Here is a 17,344-nt window from a genome sequence, read left to right on the forward strand (position 1 = left end):
CGCCCATTTTAATTCAATGAGCAAACTGTTAGAGAACATTATGAGCCTTCTGCAACAAATTGATACATTACGTCAGGATCTTCGTCGTTATGAATATGAATATCATGTATTGGATAACCCAACCATTCCTGATGCGGAATATGACCGTTTATTTCATCAACTTAAAGCCTTAGAAGCCGCCCATCCGGAACTCATTACGGCAGATTCACCTACTCAACGTGTGGGAGCCAAACCGCTTTCTGGTTTTGCACAAATTCGTCATGAAATTCCAATGCTGTCTTTGGATAATGCCTTTTCAGACGAGGAATTTTATGCATTCGTAAAACGTATTGAAGATCGTCTTATTCGTTTGCCTGACCCCCTCACTTTCTGCTGTGAGCCGAAATTAGATGGTTTAGCGGTGAGTATTTTGTATGTGAATGGCGTACTGACTCAAGCTGCAACTCGTGGTGATGGGACAACAGGGGAAGATATTACCGCGAATATCCGTACAATTCGAAATATTCCCTTGCAACTTTTAATGGACAATCCACCTGCACGTTTAGAAGTGCGTGGTGAAGTGTTTATGCCACATGAAGGCTTTGAGCGTTTAAATCAACAGGCTTTAGAGAAAGGCGAGAAAACCTTTGCTAACCCACGTAATGCCGCAGCAGGTTCGTTGCGACAGCTCGATCCAAAAATTACGAGTAAGCGTCCATTGGTATTGAATGCTTATGGTATTGGTATTGCTGAAGGGGTAGATTTGCCGAATACGCATTATGATCGTTTGCAATGGTTGAAGTCTATTGGGATTCCGGTAAACCCAGAAATCCGTTTATGTAACGGCACAGATGAAGTGTTGGATTTTTATCGTGATATTCAAAATAAACGTAGTGCTCTTGGCTACGATATTGATGGTACCGTGTTGAAAATCAATGATATTGCGTTACAAGAGAAATTAGGTTTTATTTCCAAAGCGCCACGTTGGGCGATTGCTTATAAATTCCCTGCACAAGAAGAATTAACTCGCCTAAATGATGTAGAATTCCAAGTGGGCAGAACGGGGGCAATTACTCCAGTCGCCAAATTAGAACCGGTATTTGTGGCTGGTGTCACGGTAAGTAATGCCACATTGCATAATGGTGATGAAATTGAACGCTTGGACATTGCGATTGGCGATACGGTAGTGATTCGCCGTGCGGGAGATGTGATCCCACAAATTATCGGCGTATTACACGACCGTCGTCCAGCGGATGCAAGACCGATTATTTTTCCAGAAACTTGTCCTGTGTGTGATTCGGCCATTGTTCGTATTGAAGGTGAAGCGGTAGCGCGTTGTACGGGCGGTTTATTCTGTGCAGCGCAGCGTAAAGAAGCGCTTAAACATTTCGTTTCTCGTAAGGCCATGGATATTGATGGCGTAGGGGGGAAATTAATCGAGCAGTTGGTGGATCGTGAATTAATTCATACGCCAGCCGATTTATTCAAGTTAGATTTAACCACACTGACTCGTTTGGAAAGGATGGGCGCAAAATCAGCTGAAAATGCGTTAGCGAGCCTTGAAAAAGCGAAAAATACGACGTTAGCACGTTTTATTTTTGCTTTAGGAATCCGTGAAGTGGGTGAGGCGACAGCATTGAATTTAGCAAATCATTTCAAAACCTTAGAAGCGTTGCAAAATGCAGATTTAGACGCTTTACAGCAAGTACCTGATGTTGGCGAAGTGGTGGCAAATCGTATTTTAGCGTTTTGGCACGAGCCACATAACGTGTCTGTGGTGAATGATTTGATCGCTCAAGGCGTACATTGGGAAACCGTGGAAACCAAAGAAGTGACAGAAAACCGCTTTAAAGGCAAAACGGTGGTGTTAACCGGAACCTTAACTCAAATGGGACGTAATGAAGCTAAAGCCTTATTACAAGACATGGGCGCGAAAGTGAGCGGCTCGGTTTCAGCGAAAACGGATTTTGTGATTGCTGGTGATGCAGCCGGTTCTAAACTGACAAAAGCGCAAGAATTAGGTGTGGCTGTTTTAACGGAAGAAGAATTTCTGGCTCAGATTTAATCGTCTCAATCGAAAAAATACTAAAAAAATGACCGCACTTCATCTCATCTCAAGATTAAGTGCGGTTTAACTTTTCTTCTTAATAAACGATAGCAGACATTTTAAGCTCTTAATTTACTGGCTCCGCGTTCCAGTTGTTTTGCCAAGCATTCTTTTGAAGCAATAATCTGTTTACCAAAGCGTTTATATAAACGTTGTTTTAATTTTGCCAACCCTTTCACTTTAGCACTTTTTTCTGCCCCAAATAACTGCTTAATATGGGGTGTCACCTGACCAATTTCTTGTAAGGCAATACCTGTTTTGGCTTTTAATTCGTTTAATTGGAACGTGATTTTTTCCTGTACATTCTGTTCTAATCGTTGTGTTAATTCTGCCGTATCGGCGGTTTCATTTTGACACAACTGTTCAAATTCGGCGATTTCTGTACTGAAATCTAGCTGTAACCCTTGTTCCAGTTCAATTAATACTGCAGTGCCGTATTCCAATTGTGATGTTAATTGCTGTTGGCTCTGAACTAATTGATTTTGAATGGCTTCACTTTGCTCAATACATTCATTTAATGATTGTTTCATTTCTGTTTGTTGCTGCATAGCAGAGGCTTTTAGTGAATCAATTCGTTGTTGAATTTGCTGCATAAGATCTGACATTGTTTGTACGTTTTCCATTCTCTTCTCCTTTGGGATTTTTAACCGCACTTAAGAAAAGTGCGGTCATTTTGTTAGTTATTTTTTGATGATTTGTTTTACATCAACTTCTGTTTTATTCCATTCTTTATCGACTTTACCGATAATTTGAATGTTATCTTGAGGTGCTATCGTTTGACCATTCCATGCTTTTTTGCTGACTTCAATTTGGATTTCTTTTCCACTTGCGTCTTTAAATAAGAAATCCTTTTTACCAATTTGTTTTACAATTTGTCCGTCTAAACGAACTGGAGTGTTATCATTGGCATTTAATGCATCAGCAACGGTTTTTACAATGACGCTTTCATCTACAAAACCTTGTTGAGTGACTTGATTATTGCCATCATTAAATCCTTGCGCTATTGCGGTGTTATATACGGCAACAGAAGATAATGCGATAGCTGCAACAGTAAGTAATTTTTTCATAGTTTGTTCTCCTAAATAAGATAATCATAAAGTAAGTTGAAAGTTTTGCTTTCAGATGTATTAAATCATTCAAATCTTAATCTTTTCTTAAGTGATTAACATTTTTCAGATTTATTTATCGATTGGGTTGTTTGCCTTTCGATGAGTATATTTAAACAAGAGAATCTTAAGGAAAGATTAAGAGAGGTAAAAAAAATGAAAATTTTTTGAAAATAAAAAAATAGGGCGTTTAAGCCCTACTTTTATGAGAAAAATGCCTTGAAAATCTACAGCACTTTAGCCTGCTACTGCAGGTAAATAACCCGATTGAATTAAGAATGGCACGATCATAATGATTACGCCAATTACTAAGGCTATCACTAAGGTTACGTTTCCACCGATTACGCGATAAGGCAGATTCGGATTTGCTTGACGTGTTTTCCATGCTAGTCCGATAGGCAAAATTAAGCAGTAGAACGCACAGAGTAAACCTGCATAGCTTAATGCTGCGATAAAGCCTTCAGGATAATACAAGGCAAACGCAAGTGGTGGTGTGAAGGCTGCAACCGTCAGTGTCAAGCGATTGTGTGGCAATTTGTAACGTTTAAATAAATCGCCTAAACCTTCAAATACCCCGAGCATGACACCAAGGAAAGAGGTGATTAATGCAAGTGCTGAGAACACACGAACGATTTCGCCCATGATGTGGGAGTTCGTGATTTGACGTGTTGCATTAACTAAGCCGTTAAGGGTTGGATCCGCTTGGAGTACTTGCACGAATTCATTTTGGCTTAATACACCGTGAGTCGCTAATTGCCACACTAAATAAGCTACAAGTGGAATCGCTGTACCAATTAAAATCGCTTTACGGAATTGAGTAACACTACCATCTAAATAGCTGTTTACGCTGCCCATGATGATGTGGAAGCCAAAGGAGGTAAAGAAAATTGGCGCCGCAGAGATCACGAAAGCATAATTTAAAGGTAAGGCCATTAGGTTATCGACAGACACTTTTGGTAACATCATGAATAACACAAAAGCAAAGGCAATTAATTTACCGATGAACAGAATACGAGTGGCACCATCAACACCTCTTGTACCGACAACTACAAAGGCACCGAGTACGACGGTAAATAAAATGATTGAAAGTTCGGAGGAAAGACTTTCAAAGCCAAAAGCGGTTGGTAAACCCGATAATAATGAACCGCCCCCGGTGATGTAGGCCGCAGAAAGAGCATAAAGTAAAATGAGCAAACTAAAGGTGGCTAAGACACGTCCAGTGATGCCGAAGTATTTTTCAGCGAGAGTCGCCACGCCATCATTTAATCGATCGGCCGTTTGATAGACTTCAACAAAAAGTAAACCGCTGTAAACCAAAAGCGCCCATAAGCCGACTAATAAGAAAACGGTGTAACCAAAACCAATACCGGCAGAGGTTAATGGCATCGCTAGCATTCCCGCCCCGATGGTCGTGCCGGCAATGATTAAGGCACTGCCGAATGTTTTGTTTTTTAGCATAAAATTGTTCTCCGAGTATAAAATTGAAAAAACGAGGTTAAAGCTGACCGCACTTTTCTTTGTAATGATAGCGGCAAACCGAAAGATAAGAGTCGTTTCCACCAATTTGGATTTGTTCCCCTTCCTTAATGACTTCACCTTGTTCATTTAAACGTAAAACGAAATTGGCTTTACGTCCACAATAACAGATTGTTTTTAATTCTTCTAGTTGATCTGCCCAAGCAAGTAAATACTTACTGCCTTCAAATAGCTCTGCTTGAAAGTCGGTACGCAAGCCATAACAAAGCACAGGAATCTTCAGTTTATCCACGACATCGCTTAATTGATACACTTGCTGTTTCGTTAAAAACTGGGCTTCATCAACCAAAACACAATGAATTTTTTCTTGTTGTAAACGTTGGCTTACTTCGGCAAAAAGGTCACTCGTTGACGTAAATAAATTGGCGTCTTCATGAATACCAATACGCGACGTGACTTTGCCTAATCCAAAGCGGTCATCAATGGCTGCCGTATAAACCATGGTGTTCATATTGCGTTCACGGTAGTTATAGGAAGACTGCAGCAACGTGGTTGATTTGCCCGCATTCATCGTAGAGTAGTAAAAATAGAGTTTTGCCATTATTTAATCACCCATTTCCAGAAATAATAGGCAATAAATCCTGCAACAGGTGGACAGGCTGCTAGCATAAAGGTACCGTAAGTGGCGCCACCGCCAACCATTTTTCCGGCAGCTGAAAGCGCGCTCACGATATCACCACTTGGTGTGGTAAAAATCCATGTGCCAATAATCGCGAGCACTAAAAAACAAGCGATACCAGCTGCACGCATAGCTCTCACTTTAATCATATTTTCCATATTTTTTCCTTAAATTGCAGGGAGTTCAGTCATTGCCCAACGAGGTTTAACATCAATGGCGAGCTCACTATGCTGACCTTGTTTTAAGCGTAAAAAGCCCGTATAGGCAATCATGGCACCATTATCGGTACAAAATTGAGGTTGTGGATAAAATACTTCACCACCAAGATTTTTCATCATAGCGCCAAGGGTTTCACGTAATTTTTTGTTCGCGCTTACGCCGCCAGCAATGACCAAACGCTTATAACCGGTTTCTTTTAAGGCGCGTTTACATTTAATTGCAAGTGTATCCACGACAGAATCTTGGAAGGCAAAGGCAATATCAGCTTTGGTTTGTTCGGTTAATTCACCTTCTTGTTTGAGCGCTTGATTAATGGTGTTAGCCGCCGAGGTTTTTAAACCTGAAAAGCTAAAATCAAGGCCTGGTCGATCTGTCATTGGACGTGGAAATACAAAACGATCCGGCGATCCTTTTTCGGCTAAACGTGAAAGTGCTGCACCGCCAGGGTAATCTAACCCTAATAATTTTGCGGTTTTATCAAAGGCTTCACCTGCCGCATCATCAATAGATTCGCCAATGACTTCATATTTACCCACACCATCAACGCGCACTAATTGCGTATGTCCACCTGAAACTAAGAGAGCAATGAATGGAAAGTGCGGTCGATTTTCATCAAGCATTGGCGCAAGTAGATGACCTTCCATGTGGTGTACACCAATAGCGGGCACATTCCAGGCATAAGCCAGTGAACGTGCGATCGTTGCGCCCACTAATAATGCGCCCACTAAACCTGGGCCACTTGTATAGGCGATACCATCAATTTGATCAGCGGTTAAATTGGCTTCTTCTAATGCGGCCTTAATTAATGGTGCCGTTTTGCGAATGTGATCGCGGGAAGCCAGTTCTGGCACTACACCGCCGTAATCCGCATGCAAGGCAATTTGCGTGTAGAGTTGATTAGCAATTAAACCTTTATCTTCATCATAAATCGCGACACCTGTTTCATCACAGGAGGTTTCGATCCCTAAAATACGCATTTTCTTCTCATTTTATTAAAAAAATTGGCAAAGATTTTACCTTGTTTAGCCCGCTTAAACCAGTTCAAACGCCAAATTTTCAGCAAATAGGCGATCTTTCCTTTGCTTTTGCGGGGAAGATCGATTAGAATTGCGTCCTTTATTGAATTTGCCGTTCATTCGGCAGTAATAAAAATTTAAAATTGCAATTAAATTAAACTCATTGAGGTGATTGGCTTATGCCTGTAATTAAAGTACGTGAAAACGAATCATTCGACGTAGCTTTACGTCGTTTCAAACGCTCTTGCGAAAAAGCTGGTATTTTAGCAGAAGTTCGCGCTCGTGAATTCTATGAAAAACCAACTACAATCCGTAAACGTGAAAAAGCAACGCTTGCTAAACGTCACGCTAAACGTAACGCTCGCGAAAACGCGCGCAATACCCGTTTATACTAATTTGTAGTATTTTCTAACTCGAGTTAAGACAAACCGTGAAACCTTTTGGGTATCACGGTTTTGTTGCTTTAAATTCATCGAAAAAAAGTCACGCAAAATCAACCGCACTTTCGCATCGTATTCAAGGAGGCAAGGCAATGAAAGGCTCAATTCCACGCCAATTTATTGATGATCTGCTCACAAAATCGAATATTGTCGATGTGATTAATGCGCGCGTGAAACTCAAAAAAGCAGGACGAGATTATCAAGCTTGTTGTCCGTTTCATCACGAAAAAACACCATCCTTCACGGTAAGTGAAAAAAAACAATTCTATTATTGCTTCGGCTGTGGCGCGAAAGGTAATGCCATTTCATTTTTAATGGATTATGACAAATTAGAATTTGTTGAAGCCGTTGAAGAACTTGCCGCTTCGGCAGGGCTTGAAGTGCCTTATGAAAAACGCCCAAATCAATTCAGCAATAAACCGGATGTGAGCTACCAAACAAAACGTAATTTATACGATTTAATGCAAGAGATTGCGTCGTTTTATCAAGTTCAACTCCCGCTAAATATTCCTGCTCAAAGCTATCTTCAGCAACGTGGTTTATCGCCAGAAATTATTGCTCGTTTTCAAATTGGTTATGTACCCAATGCGATGGATACGGTGTTGCGTCAATTTGGCAAAAATCGAGAAGAACAGAAAAAATTGTTTGATTTAGGTATGCTTTCTCGAAACGATCGTGGCAATGTGTACGATAAATTCCGTAATCGTATTATGTTTCCGATTCGAGATAAACGTGGTCGTACGGTCGCTTTTGGTGGACGTGTTTTAACGGATGAAAAACCCAAATATTTGAACTCACCCGAAACCATTACATATCACAAAGGTAATGAACTTTATGGCTTATATGAAGCCTTGCAAATCAATGATGAGCCAGAAAAATTACTGGTAGTTGAAGGCTACATGGATGTGGTGGCATTGGCGCAATTTGGTGTCAATTATGCGGTAGCTTCCCTTGGTACATCGACAACCTCGGAACAAATTCAATTGTTGTTCCGTTCAACAGAACAAGTCATTTGCTGCTATGATGGTGATAGAGCAGGGCGTGATGCCGCTTGGCGCGCACTTGAAAACGCCTTACCTTATCTGGAAGATGGACGACAAATTAAGTTTATTTTCCTGCCTGATGGAGAAGATCCAGATACTTATATTCGTCAATACGGTAAAGAAAAGTTTGAAGAATATATTGAGCAAGCCCAGTCTCTCACAGAATTCTTATTTGCGCATTTAAGTCCACAGGTGGATTTTTCAACGCAAGAAGGACGAGGTAAATTAGTTGCACTCGCGGCGCCTTTAATTCGTCAAATTCCTGGTGATATGCTGCGACTTTCATTGCGAAATATGTTGGCGCAAAAGCTTGGGATTTTTGATCAATCACAGCTTGAAAGCTTAATTCCAAATCAAATAGATAAGGCTGAACCAAAACCTAAAACGCCACAAAAAACCATTAAGAAAACGCCAATGCGTGTGGTGATTTCGCTGTTATTACAGAATTCACAATTAGTGAATCGTATTTCGGATGTGGGGTTGCAAGCCTTAAAGCATGAAGCGGGTTACGAATTACTAGCAAAATTGACCGCACTTTGCCGTGAACGAGAGGGCATTACAACAGGACAAATCTTAGAATATTTTCGTGATACAGAATTCAACAAGCCCCTTGAAATATTAGCGTCTTGGGATCATCTATTAGACGACTTAGACATCATTAATGCATTCTCTCAAAACTATCGTCGATTGAATATTCAAGCGATTGAACGTGATATTGAGATGCTTATCGCCAAAGAAAGGGCGGAAGGCTTAACTGATCAAGAACGAGCAATTTTAGTGAATTTGCTCAAGGGAAAAGAAGAGCAGAAAAAACAGTTAGTTAATCCGTCATAACAATGGTAAAATCTCCTGTTCAAAACAAGGGCTTTTATCTTCCAAAAATAACGCAAAACGGGAATAAAAATGGAACAAAATCAACAATCTACCGCCGATCAATATTCAGAACAAATTGAACAGCTTATGGAATTAGGTCGTACGCAAGGTTATTTAACTTATGCGGAGATCAATGACTTGCTTCCAGAAGATTTGATCGATCCAGAATATTACGATAAGTTGTTGCAAACTTTACAGCATGATGCGGGTATTCCGGTTCTTGATGAAGCACCGGAAAGTGATGAAATGATGTTGAATGACACGATTCCGGATGAAGATGCTGTGGAAGAAGCAACGCAGATTTTATCCAATGTGGAATCTGAAATCGGTCGTACAACCGATCCTGTGCGTATGTATATGCGTGAAATGGGAACGGTTGATCTTCTTACCCGTGAAGATGAGATCAGCATTGCAAAACGTATTGAAGAAGGGATTGATGAAGTTCAAACCGCCATTGCAGCATATCCAGAAGCGTTAACAGAGCTATTAAATAATTATGATCAAGTTGAAGCGGGTAATTATCGTTTAGCTGATTTAATTACCGGCTTTGTGGATCCAAATATTGCCGCAGAGGAAGCAGCAAATATTGATGAGAATTTTGCTGACGAAGAGGAAAGTGTTGAAGCCGCTGCAGCTGCAGAAGTTGATGATGAGAGCGATGAGGAAGATGAAAGCAATAGCAGCTCAAGTTCTGATGAGAGCGATTCTGATAACAGCATCGATCCTGAAGTAGCGCGTGAAAGATTTGCGGCATTAAGAGAGCAACACACTAAAACATTAGCAACTATTGCAAAACACGGACGTAGTGGTAAACGCGCAAAAGATCAAATTGCTCTACTCGCAGATATTTTTAAACAATTCCGTTTAGTGCCAAAACAATTTGATGTACTTGTTTTATCAATGAAGAATATGATGAAACGTGTACGTGCAGAAGAGCGTCAACTACAAAAAGTATTAGTTGATATCGCGGGTATGCCGAAAGATGAATTTGAGGCACTCATTGTTGCTAATGGCAGCAGTGATGCATGGGTAGCAAAAGCATTAAAATCAACGAAAGCTTGGGCAAAACGTTTACCAAAATATGAAGAACGTATCCGTTTATCTTTAGATAACTTAGCGAATATTGAGCAAAATACCAATCTAACCATTCAACAAATGCGTGAGATTTGTGATGCGGTATCTCGTGGTGAACAAAAAGCTCGCCGTGCGAAAAAAGAAATGGTTGAAGCCAACTTACGTTTGGTCATTTCTATTGCGAAAAAATATACAAACCGAGGTTTACAATTCTTGGATTTAATTCAAGAAGGGAATATTGGTTTGATGAAAGCGGTAGATAAATTTGAATACCGTCGTGGTTATAAATTCTCAACCTATGCAACCTGGTGGATTCGTCAGGCAATTACGCGTTCCATTGCAGACCAAGCACGTACAATTCGTATTCCGGTTCATATGATTGAAACGATTAACAAATTAAATCGTATTTCTCGTCAAATGTTACAAGAAATGGGACGTGAAGCGACGCCGGAAGAGCTTGCTGAGCGTATGGGAATGCCAGAAGATAAAATTCGTAAAGTGCTTAAAATTGCGAAAGAGCCAATTTCAATGGAAACCCCAATCGGTGATGACGATGATTCACATTTAGGTGACTTCATCGAGGATTCAACTCTTGAATTGCCATTAGATTCTGCAACTGCGCAAAGCTTGAAAGTGGCAACTCATGAAGTGCTAGAAGGATTAACCCCTCGTGAAGCAAAAGTATTACGTATGCGTTTTGGTATTGATATGAACACCGACCACACGCTTGAAGAAGTGGGTAAACAATTTGATGTAACCCGTGAGCGTATTCGTCAGATTGAAGCGAAAGCATTGCGTAAATTACGTCATCCAAGTCGTTCAGAAACCTTAAGAAGTTTCTTAGATGAGTAATTATTCATTCATGTAAAAAATAAAGGGCAGAAATATCTGCCCTTTTTATTTGATTACATTTTACTATTTACCAAAAAAACACATTCCCTTAAAATACGCGCTTTCATCATTTAAAAAAACAAGGAACTTTATGGAAGAATCTCAAGAACTAGAAAAGCTGCCTAGAGTAGTAACTAGTGTATTAAAAGTGATATTAAGTTTTTCACTTATTGCTTTGGCTTTAGTGTTGATTATTGCTTTAGCTAAAATTACCTATACCTTAGCAATTATGGTGTTCAATACATCAAGCGTAGTGCCTTATGATGTTGCTGAACAAGCCGTGATGTTTTTCTTATATTTCGGTTTTATTGGCCTAATCGTGCAATATTTTAAAAGTGGTTATCACTTTCCTTTGCGTTATTTTATTTACGCGGGGATTACCGCCATGTTGCGCCTGATTATTGTGAATCATGAGAGCTCAGTTGATACTATCTTATTCGCAGGCGCGATTTTAATTATGGTTATTGCACTTTGTTTAGTGTTGTATTCCAATAAAATTAAAATTTAAAAGTGCGGTCATTTTGACCGCGGTTTTGGAATGGATTATTCCGGTATAATCCATTCCACTGTCCAACTTCCCGTACCTTCAGGGACGAGCGTTTGGGTCAAATAAGGCAAAATAGACTTCATTTGTTGTTCTAATTGCCAAGGTGGATTAATCACTACCATTCCACTTGCGGTCATACCACGTTGATCGCTATCAGGGCGAACAGCCAATTCAATTTTCAGAATTTTACGAATTCCCGTTGCCTCTAATCCTTTAAAAATGCGTTTTGTTTGTTGGCGTAGAACCACTGGATACCAAATCGCATAAGTGCCTGTTGCAAAGCGTTTATAACCTTCTTCGATCGCTTTCACCACCAAATCATAATCCTCTTTTAATTCATAAGGTGGATCAATAAGCACTAAACCGCGGCGTTCTTTTGGTGGAAGTGTCGCTTTGAGTTGTTGGAAACCATTTTCTGATTTTGTGGTGATATTCTTAAACTCTTTAAAGTTATTGCGTAATAATGGAAAATCGCTAGGATGTAATTCTGTCAGTAATGCACGATCTTGAGGACGTAATAGTTGGGCGGCAATCATTGGAGAGCCTGAGTAATAACGTAATTCTTTACCACCATAATTGAGCTTTTTAATAAGATCTACGTAGCGTGCAACTTCTTCGGGTAAATCCTTTTTTTCCCAAAGTCTCCCAATTCCCTCTTTATATTCGCCAGTTTTTTCTGATTCGTTAGAACTTAAGCGATAACGACCGACACCTGAATGGGTGTCGAGATAGTAGAAACCTTTTTCTTTAAGCGAAAGATTTTCCAATATCAACATTAATACAATATGCTTTAACACATCAGCATGGTTGCCAGCGTGGAAACTGTGGCGATAACTTAACATGGTTTGTCCTTTTGACGTAAAAAAGTGCGGTCAAAATTAACCGCACTTTTAGTATTTAAATCGTTAGAATAATTCTTCTGGTTGCGTTGCTGGAATCGCGTCTTTGGTTTTGCCTGTTCCACCATTTAAGCGTTGTTGCAATTCTGGTGGGACATAATAACCGCGCTCTTGCATTTCTGCAACATAAGTACGTTTAGGCTCGGTACCAACGATAAAGTATTCTTTACGACCACCACCTTCAGAAAGTAAACCCGAGTTACTATCAATAGTTTTTTCCATGATATTTGGTGGAAGTTCAAGTTGACGTTCTGGTATATCAGAAAGTGCAGTTTTCATATAAGCGACCCACGCAGGCATTGCGGTTTTTGCACCCGCTTCACCTTTACCTAATACGCGTTTGTTATCATCGAAACCAACATAGGTTGTGGTGACTAAGTTTGCACCAAAACCTGCATACCAAGCCACTTTCGCACTATTGGTGGTACCGGTTTTACCACCGATGTCACTACGTTTAATACTTTGAGCAATACGCCAGCTGGTACCTTTCCAACTAAGTCCTTGCTCACCATAAATCGCCGTATTTAATGCACTACGAATTAAGAAGGCTAATTCACCACTAATTACACGAGGCGCGTATTCTTGTTTTGCTGCACCATCTTTCGCATCCGCCATTAAATCAACAGAACCGTCATTTAATGCTGATGTTTGAAGTTCTGGTAAGTCAGGTACATTCTCAGGTTGCTGATCGCCCTCACCTTCATCTGTATCGGTATTGCTATTACCTTTGGCTGATTTTAGCTTATCTGGATTAGCCACTTCTGCGACATCTTTAAAGCCATCAATTTTATCTTTAGTTTCACCATAAATTACAGGAATGTCGTTACAGGTGATACAAGCAATTTTCGGGTTTGCAATAAATAAATCTTTACCGGTATTATCTTGAATTTTTTCGATAAGATAAGGATCAATTAAGAAACCACCGTTATCAAATACCGCGTAAGCACGCGCCATTTCCAATGGCGTGAAGGATGCCGCACCTAATGCAAGCGCTTCACTGGCAAAATATTGGTCGCGTTTGAATCCAAAACGTTGCAAGAAGTCCGCGGTAAAGCCAACACCTGCAGTTTGTAGTGCACGGATGGCAATCATGTTTTTAGATTGACCTAAACCTACACGTAAACGCATTGGACCGTCATAACGATCAGGTGAGTTTTTCGGTTGCCACAAAGGTTGTCCTGGTTTTTGAATAGAGATAGGACTATCTTGCAATACGCTTGAAAGGGTTAAACCTTTTTCTAATGCAGCCGCATAGATAAATGGTTTAATCGAAGAACCAACTTGCACTAAAGATTGAGTTGCACGGTTAAATTTACTTTGTTCGTAACTAAAACCACCCACCATCGCTTCAATGGCACCATTATCTGAGTTTAATGAAACTAATGCGGAGTTAGCTGCAGGGATTTGGCCTAAAATCCATTCACCGTTATCACGTTTACGAATCCAAATTTGTTCGCCCACTTTAACCGGTGATCTTCCCGCCCAACGCATTGCATTAGAAGAAAGCGTCATTGTTTCATTATTGGCTAAAAGTAATTCTGCACCATTCTTACCTAATGCGGTTACTGCTGCAGGAATAAACGGTTCTGAATCAGGTAATTTTTTCAAGAAAGCGACAATACGTTCATTATCCCATGGGGCTTCACCTTTTTTCCAAAGTGGTGCACCGCCACGCCAGCCATGACGCATATCATAATCGATCAGGTTATTACGGACTGCTTTTTGTGCTTCCGCTTGATCTTTTGAAAGTACAGTCGTGAAGACTTTATAACCTTTGGTATAAGCATCTTCTTCACCAAAACGTTTCACCATTTCTTGACGAACCATTTCAGTCACATAGTCTGCACGGAATTCAAATTTAGCACCATGATAGCTTGCGACGATTGGCTCTTTAATGGCTGCATCATATTCTGCTTTGGTGATTTTATTCTCATCAAGCATTCGACTTAAAACCACATTTCGACGTTCTTCCGCACGTTTTGGCGAATAGAGTGGATTCATGGTAGAAGGCGCTTTTGGCAAGCCAGCAATGACGGCCATTTCAGACAGCGTTAATTCATCTAAGTTTTTACCAAAGTAGGTTTGTGCGGCAGCTGCGACGCCATAAGAACGATACCCTAAGAAAATTTTATTTAAATAGAGTTCTAAAATTTCTTGTTTACTTAAGGCATTTTCAATTTCAATGGCTAAGACTGCTTCGCGAGCTTTACGAATAATGGTTTTTTCTGGCGTTAAGAAGAAGTTACGCGCAAGCTGTTGCGTAATGGTACTTGCCCCTTGAGATGCACCACCATTGTTGACGGCAACAAAAATCGCACGAGCAATACCAACAGGATCTAAGCCATGATGTTCATAAAAACGGCTATCTTCTGTTGCTAAGAAGGCATCTTGCAGACGCTGAGGCACATTTTCTAATTTCACAGGAATACGGCGTTGTTCACCGACTTCACCGATTAATTTGCCATCAGCCGTATAGATTTGCATCGGCTGTTGCAATTCAACAGTTTTTAGGCTTTCTACCGATGGCAAGGAGGATTTTAAGTGAAAATACAGTACACCACCGGCGACTAACCCCAGTATACATATCGTAAATAGGGTACTTAATATTAATTTTGCGATCCGCATCGTAAAATTCTCTCTGGTTTAATGAATATTCAAAAAATCAAAATTATGATCTTGGCTGCTAAGTATAAAAGATTAATCCCTTAAAGAATAGGAAAGAATATGGGAATTGCTCATAGAAAGCAGCGAAAACAACAAATTGGTGTGAGTAAACAACAAGATAACCTCTATTTTGTTTGGCTAGATGAATTCCACAAAGTTCAATCTATTTGCTTGAATGGACAACAAAAGGACATTTTTTCCCAGTTATTGCCTCATTTACCACAAAAAACGAACCAATGTTGTTTTATCGGCGCCATTTCCCCCCATTTAACTTGGTCTAAAACGCTTATTTTACCGCAAACACTCAATGCTCAGGAGTGTGAACAACAATGTCGTTTCATTTTGCAAAAAGAATTACCGATTCCGTTGGATGAATTATGGTTTGATTATCTGACCACGCCATTAAAACAAGGTTTTCGTTTGGATATCACGGCTATTCGAAAAGAAAGTGCCAATGCAGAATTAGCAAAATATTTGCCGCTAAAATTGACCGCACTTGATTTACTGAATCACAGCATTTTGCGTGCATTTTATGCCATTTTAGGGCAAGAGCCGACGAACGCCTTGTTTTTATATCAAGATCAACAAGGTTGTCTCGCCGTTTGTGAACGCTTACAACAACGACAAGTCTTACAATCTCAAAGTGATTTATCTGAGCTTTATCAACAATTTATCCAGCGTTTTCCTGAAACAATAGAACAGATTTATGTGTATCAAACGCCCGATATATTAAATTCACGCACAATCGAATTACTGCCTCAGGATTGGCCACGAATCGAAACAGATTTACCTTTCATCGCTTTAGGCAATGCACTCTGGCAAACCGATTTAAAGCTCGTGGATTTATCCTCAAAAACGACCGCACTTTTGACTCCAAGTAATCGGGAGAGTGGTGATGTTAAGCCTTAATCTATTGCCTTGGCGCTTAGAACAACATCAAAAGGCCTTTCGTCGTTTTATGTGGCAAGGTTTAATTTGGCTAGCTTGTTTAGTTTTGATTGTTGTTGGATTGAACCAACTCAATGAACAACAAGGGCAAGCCCTAAGCCAGACAAAAGAAAAACTGACACAAATTACTCATCAAGTCCATCAGAAACGCATTCAAGTTCAGCAACTACAAAGTAACTTAAAAGAACTGAATGAGCTGACAGAAATGGAGACGGAATATGTGTATCGAATGCTTAATTTATTAACTGAGTTGCCCTTACAACAAGGTGAGTTAGATGAATTTACGCTCAATGCTAAGCAAGTTGTCCTTTCAGGCATGACAGAAAGCCAACAAGAGTTTGAAGAGATACATCAATTTCTCAAACGCCATTTTACAGAGGTTAACTTAACTAAGTTTCAACCAGTGCAACAGCAGTTGTTCTTTCAATTTGATATTCATTTATCGGAGCTTGTGCAATGAGAAACCTTATCAACGAGATCGTTCAAAAAAGTGCGCAAAGTTGGTTTGGGCGATGGCTTCGATTACCTCAAATGGTCCATGCTGCCTTTTGGTTGAGTGCATTAAGTGCGGTCATCTTTTTACCTGTTTTTCGTTACGTTGAAAACAGTAATGAACGACATCGACTTGACGCAGAATTGAGTTTGCAACAACAAGAGTGGGAGAAACAGGAAAAGATTTTACAAACCTTAAGACAAAAGTCAGACAGCCGACAACTTTCTCCAGAATTGGCTAATTCTGTGTTGCCGATAAATCAGCATGTGCAGGCGTTGTTAAATGGGCGACTTCGAGCGTTGGATTTGCGTTGGGATTTTTCTCAACATACTTTGTTCCATTTGTCGTTACAAGGCTATTTTGTCGATTTACAGCAATTTTTGATCGCACTTTTAAGCGATGTTCCTACACTTTCGTTAACGCAATTAAACATTGAAAAATTAGATGAAGAGGAAAATGCTTCTATTACATGTGAGTTAATTTTCCAATTAAATAAGGATAAATAATGAAAAAGCTCTTCTTAATCTTGATAGCGTTTTTTTCTGTATCGTCATTTTCGCAAGATCCTTTTGATCGTAAACAAAGAGAACAAACCGAATATCCAAAAGAGGGGCTCACCCTACCGCCAGTGTCGGCTTGCGTATATTCGGAGCCGAGACTGGCGGAGGAACGCCCATTGGCTCAGCTACATATTGTAGGTGTCTTGCAATACGGTAAACAGGCAGAAGTGTTATTTAATGATGATGGGCATATTTTGTTGGTTCAAGTCGGGCAGAGAATTGGAAAGGAAGGCTATTTAATCGAAAAAGTGAGTAAAAACAGCTTGACGCTTCAAGGTTATAAAGCAGGACAATGTGAACAAACGACATCAATCATCATGAGATTTTAAA

Annotated in this window: 16 protein-coding genes and 2 pseudogenes; 9 read left to right on the plus strand and 9 right to left on the minus strand. The window is 40.0% G+C overall.

Going from position 1 to position 17,344, the window contains the following annotated elements; translation table 11 throughout:
• The first annotated feature begins 40 nt into the window (after positions 1–40).
• Complete coding sequence (gene ligA / locus HMPREF3020_RS06835; RefSeq protein WP_180363117.1) at positions 41–2,044, plus strand: NAD-dependent DNA ligase LigA; 2,004 nt, start codon at positions 41–43, stop codon at positions 2,042–2,044.
• A 101-nt stretch (positions 2,045–2,145) separates the two neighbouring features.
• Here ligA and HMPREF3020_RS06840 read toward each other — a convergent pair whose 3' ends face one another.
• From HMPREF3020_RS06840 to tsaD, 6 genes are all read right to left on the minus strand, one after another.
• Positions 2,146–2,709, minus strand: a complete 564-nt coding sequence (locus tag HMPREF3020_RS06840; protein ID WP_070776017.1) for a hypothetical protein — start codon at positions 2,707–2,709, stop codon at positions 2,146–2,148.
• Positions 2,710–2,766: 57 nt separating this feature from the next.
• On the minus strand, positions 2,767–3,153 hold the full coding sequence (locus HMPREF3020_RS06845; protein WP_054420347.1) for a YgiW/YdeI family stress tolerance OB fold protein: 387 nt from the start codon (positions 3,151–3,153) through the stop codon (positions 2,767–2,769).
• 276 nt (positions 3,154–3,429) lie between these two features.
• Positions 3,430–4,650, minus strand: coding sequence for an aromatic amino acid transporter (locus HMPREF3020_RS06850; RefSeq protein ID WP_070582944.1), 1,221 nt, complete (start codon positions 4,648–4,650; stop codon positions 3,430–3,432).
• A 37-nt stretch (positions 4,651–4,687) separates the two neighbouring features.
• Positions 4,688–5,269 (minus strand): thymidine kinase, encoded by a 582-nt coding sequence (locus HMPREF3020_RS06855; protein ID WP_065243624.1) that lies wholly within the window; start codon positions 5,267–5,269, stop codon positions 4,688–4,690.
• Entirely contained in the window at positions 5,269–5,505 is a 237-nt protein-coding gene (locus HMPREF3020_RS06860) for a hypothetical protein (protein WP_070776018.1), read from the minus strand. Before HMPREF3020_RS06860 ends, HMPREF3020_RS06855 begins: the two co-directional genes overlap by 1 nt.
• Positions 5,506–5,514: 9 nt before the next feature.
• Positions 5,515–6,543, minus strand: coding sequence for a tRNA (adenosine(37)-N6)-threonylcarbamoyltransferase complex transferase subunit TsaD (gene tsaD / locus HMPREF3020_RS06865; RefSeq protein WP_070776019.1), 1,029 nt, complete (start codon positions 6,541–6,543; stop codon positions 5,515–5,517).
• A 218-nt stretch (positions 6,544–6,761) separates the two neighbouring features.
• On the opposite strand from tsaD, the gene rpsU reads away from it, so the two are divergent.
• The 4 genes from rpsU (at position 6,762) to psiE (ending at position 11,411) form a co-directional block, all read left to right on the plus strand.
• Positions 6,762–6,977, plus strand: a complete 216-nt coding sequence (rpsU, locus tag HMPREF3020_RS06870) for a 30S ribosomal protein S21 (protein ID WP_005694732.1) — start codon at positions 6,762–6,764, stop codon at positions 6,975–6,977.
• Positions 6,978–7,114: 137 nt separating this feature from the next.
• Complete coding sequence (gene dnaG, locus HMPREF3020_RS06875) at positions 7,115–8,899, plus strand: DNA primase (RefSeq protein WP_070776020.1); 1,785 nt, start codon at positions 7,115–7,117, stop codon at positions 8,897–8,899.
• Between the two features lie 69 nt (positions 8,900–8,968).
• On the plus strand, positions 8,969–10,864 hold the full coding sequence (gene rpoD, locus HMPREF3020_RS06880) for an RNA polymerase sigma factor RpoD (RefSeq protein ID WP_049385084.1): 1,896 nt from the start codon (positions 8,969–8,971) through the stop codon (positions 10,862–10,864).
• Positions 10,865–10,994: 130 nt separating this feature from the next.
• Positions 10,995–11,411, plus strand: coding sequence for a phosphate-starvation-inducible protein PsiE (gene psiE / locus HMPREF3020_RS06885; protein ID WP_049365746.1), 417 nt, complete (start codon positions 10,995–10,997; stop codon positions 11,409–11,411).
• Between the two features lie 35 nt (positions 11,412–11,446).
• Here the strand turns inward: psiE and HMPREF3020_RS06890 are convergent, their stop codons facing one another.
• From HMPREF3020_RS06890 to HMPREF3020_RS06895, 3 genes and pseudogenes are all read right to left on the minus strand, one after another.
• On the minus strand, positions 11,447–12,292 hold the full coding sequence (locus tag HMPREF3020_RS06890; protein ID WP_049385083.1) for a 23S rRNA (adenine(2030)-N(6))-methyltransferase RlmJ: 846 nt from the start codon (positions 12,290–12,292) through the stop codon (positions 11,447–11,449).
• Between the two features lie 63 nt (positions 12,293–12,355).
• Positions 12,356–13,048, minus strand: a pseudogene (locus HMPREF3020_RS09575) (penicillin-binding protein 1A); the annotation flags it as partial.
• 75 nt (positions 13,049–13,123) lie between these two features.
• A pseudogene (locus HMPREF3020_RS06895) lies at positions 13,124–14,974 on the minus strand (penicillin-binding protein 1A); the annotation flags it as partial.
• Between the two features lie 99 nt (positions 14,975–15,073).
• Here HMPREF3020_RS06895 and HMPREF3020_RS06900 point away from each other — a divergent pair.
• The 4 genes from HMPREF3020_RS06900 to HMPREF3020_RS06915 are packed head-to-tail and all read left to right on the plus strand — an operon-like array spanning position 15,074 to position 17,343.
• Entirely contained in the window at positions 15,074–15,922 is an 849-nt protein-coding gene (locus tag HMPREF3020_RS06900; protein WP_070776022.1) for a pilus assembly protein PilM, read from the plus strand.
• Entirely contained in the window at positions 15,909–16,421 is a 513-nt protein-coding gene (locus tag HMPREF3020_RS06905; RefSeq protein WP_070592528.1) for a PilN domain-containing protein, read from the plus strand. Before HMPREF3020_RS06900 ends, HMPREF3020_RS06905 begins: the two co-directional genes overlap by 14 nt.
• On the plus strand, positions 16,418–16,960 hold the full coding sequence (locus tag HMPREF3020_RS06910; RefSeq protein WP_070592526.1) for a competence protein ComC: 543 nt from the start codon (positions 16,418–16,420) through the stop codon (positions 16,958–16,960). Before HMPREF3020_RS06905 ends, HMPREF3020_RS06910 begins: the two co-directional genes overlap by 4 nt.
• Positions 16,960–17,343: a pilus assembly protein PilP gene (locus HMPREF3020_RS06915; protein ID WP_049385075.1), complete on the plus strand. Its 384-nt coding sequence runs from the start codon at positions 16,960–16,962 to the stop codon at positions 17,341–17,343. Before HMPREF3020_RS06910 ends, HMPREF3020_RS06915 begins: the two co-directional genes overlap by 1 nt.
• The last annotated feature ends 1 nt before the right edge of the window (position 17,344 follow it).

This window comes from Haemophilus sp. HMSC068C11 (assembly GCF_001815355.1).
Lineage (GTDB): Bacteria > Pseudomonadota > Gammaproteobacteria > Enterobacterales > Pasteurellaceae > Haemophilus_D.

Coding starts and splice junctions, on each gene's coding strand:
- ligA (WP_180363117.1), top strand. CDS start 41: ATGAGCCTTCTGCAACAAATTGATACATTACGTCAGGATCTTCGTCGT.
- HMPREF3020_RS06840 (WP_070776017.1), bottom strand. CDS start 2,709: ATGGAAAACGTACAAACAATGTCAGATCTTATGCAGCAAATTCAACAA.
- HMPREF3020_RS06845 (WP_054420347.1), bottom strand. CDS start 3,153: ATGAAAAAATTACTTACTGTTGCAGCTATCGCATTATCTTCTGTTGCC.
- HMPREF3020_RS06850 (WP_070582944.1), bottom strand. CDS start 4,650: ATGCTAAAAAACAAAACATTCGGCAGTGCCTTAATCATTGCCGGCACG.
- HMPREF3020_RS06855 (WP_065243624.1), bottom strand. CDS start 5,269: ATGGCAAAACTCTATTTTTACTACTCTACGATGAATGCGGGCAAATCA.
- HMPREF3020_RS06860 (WP_070776018.1), bottom strand. CDS start 5,505: ATGGAAAATATGATTAAAGTGAGAGCTATGCGTGCAGCTGGTATCGCT.
- tsaD (WP_070776019.1), bottom strand. CDS start 6,543: ATGCGTATTTTAGGGATCGAAACCTCCTGTGATGAAACAGGTGTCGCG.
- rpsU (WP_005694732.1), top strand. CDS start 6,762: ATGCCTGTAATTAAAGTACGTGAAAACGAATCATTCGACGTAGCTTTA.
- dnaG (WP_070776020.1), top strand. CDS start 7,115: ATGAAAGGCTCAATTCCACGCCAATTTATTGATGATCTGCTCACAAAA.
- rpoD (WP_049385084.1), top strand. CDS start 8,969: ATGGAACAAAATCAACAATCTACCGCCGATCAATATTCAGAACAAATT.
- psiE (WP_049365746.1), top strand. CDS start 10,995: ATGGAAGAATCTCAAGAACTAGAAAAGCTGCCTAGAGTAGTAACTAGT.
- HMPREF3020_RS06890 (WP_049385083.1), bottom strand. CDS start 12,292: ATGTTAAGTTATCGCCACAGTTTCCACGCTGGCAACCATGCTGATGTG.
- HMPREF3020_RS06900 (WP_070776022.1), top strand. CDS start 15,074: ATGGGAATTGCTCATAGAAAGCAGCGAAAACAACAAATTGGTGTGAGT.
- HMPREF3020_RS06905 (WP_070592528.1), top strand. CDS start 15,909: ATGTTAAGCCTTAATCTATTGCCTTGGCGCTTAGAACAACATCAAAAG.
- HMPREF3020_RS06910 (WP_070592526.1), top strand. CDS start 16,418: ATGAGAAACCTTATCAACGAGATCGTTCAAAAAAGTGCGCAAAGTTGG.
- HMPREF3020_RS06915 (WP_049385075.1), top strand. CDS start 16,960: ATGAAAAAGCTCTTCTTAATCTTGATAGCGTTTTTTTCTGTATCGTCA.